This is a genomic window from Acinetobacter pecorum (assembly GCF_014837015.1).
GTDB lineage: Bacteria > Pseudomonadota > Gammaproteobacteria > Pseudomonadales > Moraxellaceae > Acinetobacter > Acinetobacter pecorum.
This window is the reverse complement of the sequence record NZ_JACSPT010000019.1, coordinates 44,370-50,746: the sequence shown is the minus strand read 5'-3', so window position 1 is coordinate 50,746 and position 6,377 is coordinate 44,370. Positions and strand designations below refer to the sequence as shown.

Here is a 6,377-nt window from a genome sequence, read left to right as displayed (position 1 = left end):
AAATAGCAGAGAACTTTTATCGGTTAGCTGCCTAGCATATCCCAAGTGAAAGTCTCCTGCTAATTCAGCACATATCAGTTTATGTAAATGGCGAATTTGCGGGCCGAACTGTATTGATTACTTATACTTCAGGTCGTTGGAGTAGTTATCGTTGCAAAGATAAATGTAAAGTTATCCAAAAGAAAGAATAATTCATCAATATTTTACATACATATCTTTTATTAAATAAAGATATGTATTTATATTTATTCAATAAGAGAACTTTAAAATTATGTATTACTTAGTATTAGGGTTATGTTTATTCATTGTAATGATGACTGTAAAGTTTTTTTATAATAATAAATGGCAATATAAATCAATCTTTCTTCCTACATTTATTATGGCATTTTTTATAACTTGGATTGTTTTAGAAATACTTGCAGTTCATTATGGACGAAATACACAATATTTTTATGATGGAGCAATTCTATTAAATAGCTTCACTCAAGATATTTTGTTGGCTTCTTTATGCATGGCCACAGTAGCCACTACTTTAGTGTATTTATTTCTATGGATTGTTAGAAGCAATTGATTTAACTTATCTAGATTAAATAACAAGATGAATAAACTTTTTATTGTATCATTAAATAACAATACTTTATCTAAATGTTGAAGGTTTAGAAGACAAAATTCTCCAGAATATTGTGATTTGCTAATAATGTGAATTATATTAAAGTTACTTTTTCCTTTTTAAGTAAATAAAGGTATTCTCTCTATTTATGAAAACTCAGCATACTATATGGTTCTTTAAAAAGTTGCATGCGTTATTTTAGCTTTGGGCGTAATGATTTCTAAGAAATCTAAGATTGCTTGATGAACTGTATATTGAAAAGATTTTTTAACAAATTTAGTTATTAAAATTTCAAACCACTATACACTACCCCCAATCCTTTTATAGCCAATAATTCAAATATGGAATCATTGGATTAAGCATATAAAATAATTGATGGCTGTTTAACTATTCAATTTAGGTAAACATTCTTATAACCCTTTGTGCATTCTTCAGAATGATTTTGTTGCACAAAGTTTTAAGAGTTAATATTCCCCAAGAGTGGGAGAGAGGGAAGTACATTCCAAAAATGGTATCAGGCTAGGTATTTGAAATTAGTTATCAGGCGATATACCCCTATTTAAAAGTAGGTGAATAACTCAATTAAAATTGAAAAATATATTTAGCTTATAAAACCATAGAGCAGAGAATAGCCAAAATAATGGACACATTATTAGAACTTATTTAAAGTTTCTTTAGTTTCATCAATAAAATTTTTTAGTTTATAATTTTTTTATCATCTAGAACCCCTGATAGCCTTTATCTATAAGGATATAAGCCCATCAGGTATCTGCTTTAAATTTCGTTTAAATAGTTCGAAATTATGCCCTACACCTCAACTGTTGCATTAACTCAGAACTAAAAGACAGTTGTATTAAGTGAAATATGCTATTAATTTGTACTCGATTGTCTTATAAAAGAGTTTATTAACATAAACTGTGTCATTATTTGAAAACACCTAAGTTAAATGCAAGACTTAAAAATTAAAACATATATAACAAAAATCTTAAATATAAAAATTATTTAATCTTCTCAATTTGTCACTGGTTTAGTAGCCGACTTACGGCCTCTGGAAACCAACTCTTGAGGACTTTTTCTTTTTCGTTTTTTAGAAGGATCTCTAGGAGGCACTGTTGCAAATAACCACGAATGGTAAGCTGAAGACTGTTTTAGCTAAAGGTGCAGCATATGAATCCTTTCCATGGTCGGCATTTTCAGGGCGAAATCATTCTTTGGGCTGTGCGCTGGTATTGTAAATATGGCATTAGCTATCGTGAACTGCAGGAAATGCTGGCCGAACGGGGTGTGAATGTTGATCACACGACTATTTACCGTTGGGTTCAACGTTATGCTCCTGAAATAGAAAAACGTTTACGCTGGTATTGGCGTAATCCTACAGATCTGAGCTCGTGGCATATTGATGAAACCTATGTAAAAGTGAATGGACGATGGTCTTATCTGTATCGTGCAGTCGATCAACGTGGCGATACCATTGATTTTTATCTTTCTTCTAGACGTAATACCAAATCAGCATATTGTTTTCTTGGAAAAATTTTAAATAATGTGAAGAAGTGGCAAATTCCACAAATGATCAACACGGATAAAGCACCCACATATGGACGTGCTTTATCACGGTTAAAACGGGAAGGTAAATGTCCACCAGACCTTGAGCACAGGCAGATTAAGTATAAAAATAACGTGATTGAATGTGATCATGGCAAGCTAAAGCGGATCATCAGGGCCACATTAGGATTCAAATCTATGAAGACGGCTTATGCCACAATTAAAGGTATTGAAGTCATGCGTGCACTACGTAAAGGACAAGCATCGTCATTTTATTATGGTCAGCCTCAGGGTGAAGTGTGTCTAATCAACAGGGTTTTCGGTCTCTAAGTACTTTTTAAAGGGAACATCATCGACTCAAATCTCTATTTGCAACAGTGCCTTTTAGATGACCATTTAATCAATCACCCCAGATGTTTAGAAAAGAAAAAACCCCGGCATCCTGCTGGGGTTTTTAGTATTGGTTCGCTCGGTATAACTCTTGTTGTACCTTACTTCAAAGCCAAAATCTTTCGAGCACCATTAAGTACGAATAAAGAAACCAGTATACCAATGATTAAGTCTGGATAAGCTGATCCCGTCCATGCCACGAGTACACCGGCAAATATGACGCCCATATTTACCACAACGTCATTCGCTGAGAAAATCCAACTGGCTTTCATATGTGCGCCATCTTCTCGATGACCAGAAATAAGATATAAGCATGTCACGTTAGCTATAAGTGCGAGCAGGCCAATAACAATCATGAGCGTTGATTCTGGCTCGCTTCCAAACATGAATCGTCTAATGACGTCAACAATCACGATGACAGCGAGTAATAACTGAATCCAGCCTGCAAAATGAGCTGCTTTTACTTGATATTTCGCAGCTTTCCCGACGGCATATAGCGCAATACCATAAACGGCTGCATCGGCAAACATATCTAGAGAATCAGCAATCAATCCTGTAGAAGCAGCAATAATACCGCTGATGAATTCTATAAAGAACAGTAGAGCATTAATGCCTAATAACAGTTTAAGTACTTTAGCTTGTCTTACAGGATCAGGTTCATTGGGTAGGTCACCTGAAGAAAGCTGTGTTTCATCAAGTTTCGCCCCAAAACCCAGTCCTTCAAGTTTGGCCGTAATTTGCTGACTCCCTTCATTATGGAAGACTTTCAGTTTTCGATTGGGAAGATCAAAAGTAAGACCTTTAACTGCTTCAATATCTGCAAGAGCCATACGGACCATTTGCTCTTCAGCAGAGCAATCCATTTTAGGAATGGTATAGGTACTTGTTTGCTTAGCCTGTTGATTGCTTATATAAGTTTCAGTCTTCACAAGCTTTGCACCAAAACCCAAAGCTTCAAGTTTGGTAGTTATATTTTCATCTTTTTGATTATGTAGAACCTTTAAAGACCGGTTAGGTAAATCAAAGATGAGTTTTTGAACACCATCAATTGAAGATAGCGCCATACGAACCATCTGTTCTTCCGCAGAACAATCCATTTTGGGAACTAAGTATTCACTCATGTAGTGCGAATCTTTTAAAACGTTTTCAGTGCTTAAATTTTCTTTGGGATCAGAACCACAACAGGATTGAGCGGTATCTTCACAACTGTTTGAAGTGTTACAGCAAGGAGATGAAGATTTTTCTTCTTCCTCTTCACCACAACAGCTAGGCGTATTATCACAATTCTTTGAATTGCTTGCTTCTGCAATTGATGGATGATTTTCTTGTTGAGATTTCTTATCTTCGCATGGTGTTTCTTTACTACATCCACAGCCACTCATAGTTATACCCATTAAAAAAATTTATAAACTTTGAATATTAGAATCCCTATAGTTACTATAGAGTCAAGATTTTTTGGAAATACCAACTCAATGCATTTAAAAATTGGTGAACTCTCTAAAAAAACCTCATGTTCAGTATTAACAATTAGGTTTTATGAAAAGGAAGGTTTAATTCCGGAACCCGAAAGAACGGAAGGAAATTACCGCCTTTACGATATAGGCTATGTTGAGCGAATTAAGTTTATTTTGAATTGCCGAACTTTAAATATGAGTTTGAATGAAATTCGTCAATTACTCACCTATAAAGATAATCCCAAGAAAAATTGTTCAGATGTGAATGAATTAATTGACTTACATGTCAGTGCTATCAGAGAAAATATAATCAAGCAACAAAAGCTTATTGAACAATTATCTGATTTAAGAGGTACTTGTGATGGCTTATGTACAATTGACCAATGTGGAGTTCTAAAAAATCTAGCTTGATTATCTAGACCTATGCTTTTTTCAAAAATTCTGTATATCTTTACTTAAGGCTGCAAAAAGTTTAAGGTTACTCAAATTCTGTGATCAGATCTTTGATAGATCTGGACAGCTTCTTATTGGTGTTTTAAATACAGATTTGTGTATGAAGAGAAAAACATTTCTAATCCAGATATTGGTACTCTTATTCACATTCCAGAATATTTGGAGTGTGGCAGAGGCTGCGTGTCTGCATGAAATGCCAAACATACCCAATTCAATACTCTCTAATCCAATCGATTTAGACGAAAAGAGTGATAGTCCTAGTCAAGCACTTTATTCCTTAGAAAACTATAAAGAAATTTATGACTATTGTCAGAAGGTTTGTTTTAACGAAAAGTGCAGTCATTTCTCAAATACAATCGTGATTCAGATTGACCCACCCGATGATTTGAAGCTTAAAACTCATTTTGAGACAGTCCTTACACCATCTTATTTGGGAAGAACTTTTTATAAATCCCCTTATCTGAATCAATTAACACCCCCTCCTGATTTGCCCCTACTATTGGTGGGGTAGTCTTATAAAAGCCCACCACTCCTAATCTCATTATGTGTGGGGCATTTCATGTCAAAAAACAAATTATATCAGGATACTTCTATCCTGAATTTATCCTGGTCAGCATTCCGTACAGGTGTCTTGCTATCCGCAATGATCAGCTTGAGTACTTCTGTAGTCGCCAGTCCTCAAGATTTAACGCTGCGACAAGCCATTGATCAGGTCAACCAGTATCAAGCGTCCCAAAATTTCTGGGAAACGCAAAACAGCATTAATGCCACGAATCTTCAGCAAAGTAAGCTGTTTAAAAATCCTGAACTGTCAGTTGAACAAACGGGATTTGGTTCAAATAATGAAAAAGAGCTTACCATTGGCATATCACAACCCTTGGATATTTTTGGTGAGCGAAGAGCAAACCAAAAATTAGCCAGTCTCTCTACAGATAAAACAGCGCTGAAACAGAAGATTTATCAAGCACAAATTGAGCTTGCAGTGAAATATGTATGGTCACAACTGGCCATTGCTGAACTTGAAAAAAACATTGTCAATGAACAACTTCGGGTGAGCCAAGAAAACCTTCAAGCAATCGAAAAGCGCTTTAATGCAGGCAGTATTGCCCAAGTAGATGTAAATCGCGCACGTTTAAGCCATGCTGAAAATATCCGTCTTTTTAGACAGGCAGACTTACAGGTACAAGTGGCCACCCAACAATTATCAAATTTATGGGGTACGTCTGATAAGTCATTGCAGGTAAACCTCTCTTCACAAAAGCTCTGGCCAAAATCGACTCATGAACAGGTTCAAGAATATTTAGCGGAAAACTACGTTGAGAAATATCGAGCTTTACTGGTATTAGAGTCTCAAGCAACGGTTGATCAACTAAGGGCAAAGGCACGTCCTAACCCCACTTTAAACCTAGGTGTCAACCGCACCCAATCCTTGGAAAACTCCACACAAAATCAATTAGTAGTCGGAGTCAGTGTACCGCTTAATATTTTCGATCGTCAGCAAAATGGCATAAAAATCGCGCAAGAAAAAATGAACTTATTAGAGCGTCAGAAAGAGTTTTATCTGAAGCAAAATGCGCTGCAAATAGGCACAATTTTAACCGAGTTGCAGGGTTTAGAGCTGCAATTCAAAGTCGTTGACGAGACTCAAATTCCTTTGGCGACTCAAGTTCAAAGTAAGACGCTACAAGGTTTCTTGGCAGGCAAGTTTGCTTTAACCGATGTTCAGCAAGCCACGCTTCAATTACAAGACATCCGTCTGCGTAAAGTCCAGTTGTTACGGGATGGCTGGCAAAAGGCCATTGAAGCAGAAAGTTTGAGCTTAGGCATTAGCCCAAGTGAAGTCATGTCGAAAGATGCTATTGCACAAATCAATCAAAACTTATGGCAAGACATACAGGCCATGCCTGTCATTGGTGGGGGAAATTAAC

At 36.0% G+C, this 6,377-nt stretch carries 5 protein-coding genes; 4 read left to right on the top strand and 1 reads right to left on the bottom strand.

All coding sequences use genetic code 11. From position 1 onward, the window contains the following. Nucleotides 1-1,777: 1,777 nt before the first annotated feature. Entirely contained in the window at nt 1,778-2,482 is a 705-nt protein-coding gene (locus H9629_RS12920) for an IS6-like element IS1006 family transposase (protein WP_191731219.1), read from the top strand. A 161-nt stretch (nt 2,483-2,643) separates the two neighbouring features. Here H9629_RS12920 and H9629_RS12915 read toward each other — a convergent pair whose 3' ends face one another. Further along, nucleotides 2,644-3,924, bottom strand: coding sequence for a cation transporter (locus H9629_RS12915; RefSeq protein ID WP_191731218.1), 1,281 nt, complete (start codon nt 3,922-3,924; stop codon nt 2,644-2,646). Between the two features lie 90 nt (nt 3,925-4,014). On the opposite strand from H9629_RS12915, the gene cadR reads away from it, so the two are divergent. The 3 genes from cadR to H9629_RS12900 all read left to right on the top strand — a co-directional run bounded on the left by cadR (nt 4,015) and on the right by H9629_RS12900 (nt 6,376). Further along, nucleotides 4,015-4,407: a Cd(II)/Pb(II)-responsive transcriptional regulator gene (cadR, locus tag H9629_RS12910; protein WP_004281856.1), complete on the top strand. Its 393-nt coding sequence runs from the start codon at nt 4,015-4,017 to the stop codon at nt 4,405-4,407. A gap of 142 nt (nt 4,408-4,549) precedes the next feature. Further along, nucleotides 4,550-4,960: a hypothetical protein gene (locus H9629_RS12905; RefSeq protein ID WP_025465702.1), complete on the top strand. Its 411-nt coding sequence runs from the start codon at nt 4,550-4,552 to the stop codon at nt 4,958-4,960. A 48-nt stretch (nt 4,961-5,008) separates the two neighbouring features. After that, nucleotides 5,009-6,376 carry a TolC family protein gene (locus H9629_RS12900; protein ID WP_086044984.1) on the top strand — a complete coding sequence of 456 codons (1,368 nt, stop codon included), beginning with the start codon at nt 5,009-5,011 and terminating at the stop codon, nt 6,374-6,376. Nucleotide 6,377: the final 1 nt, after the last annotated feature.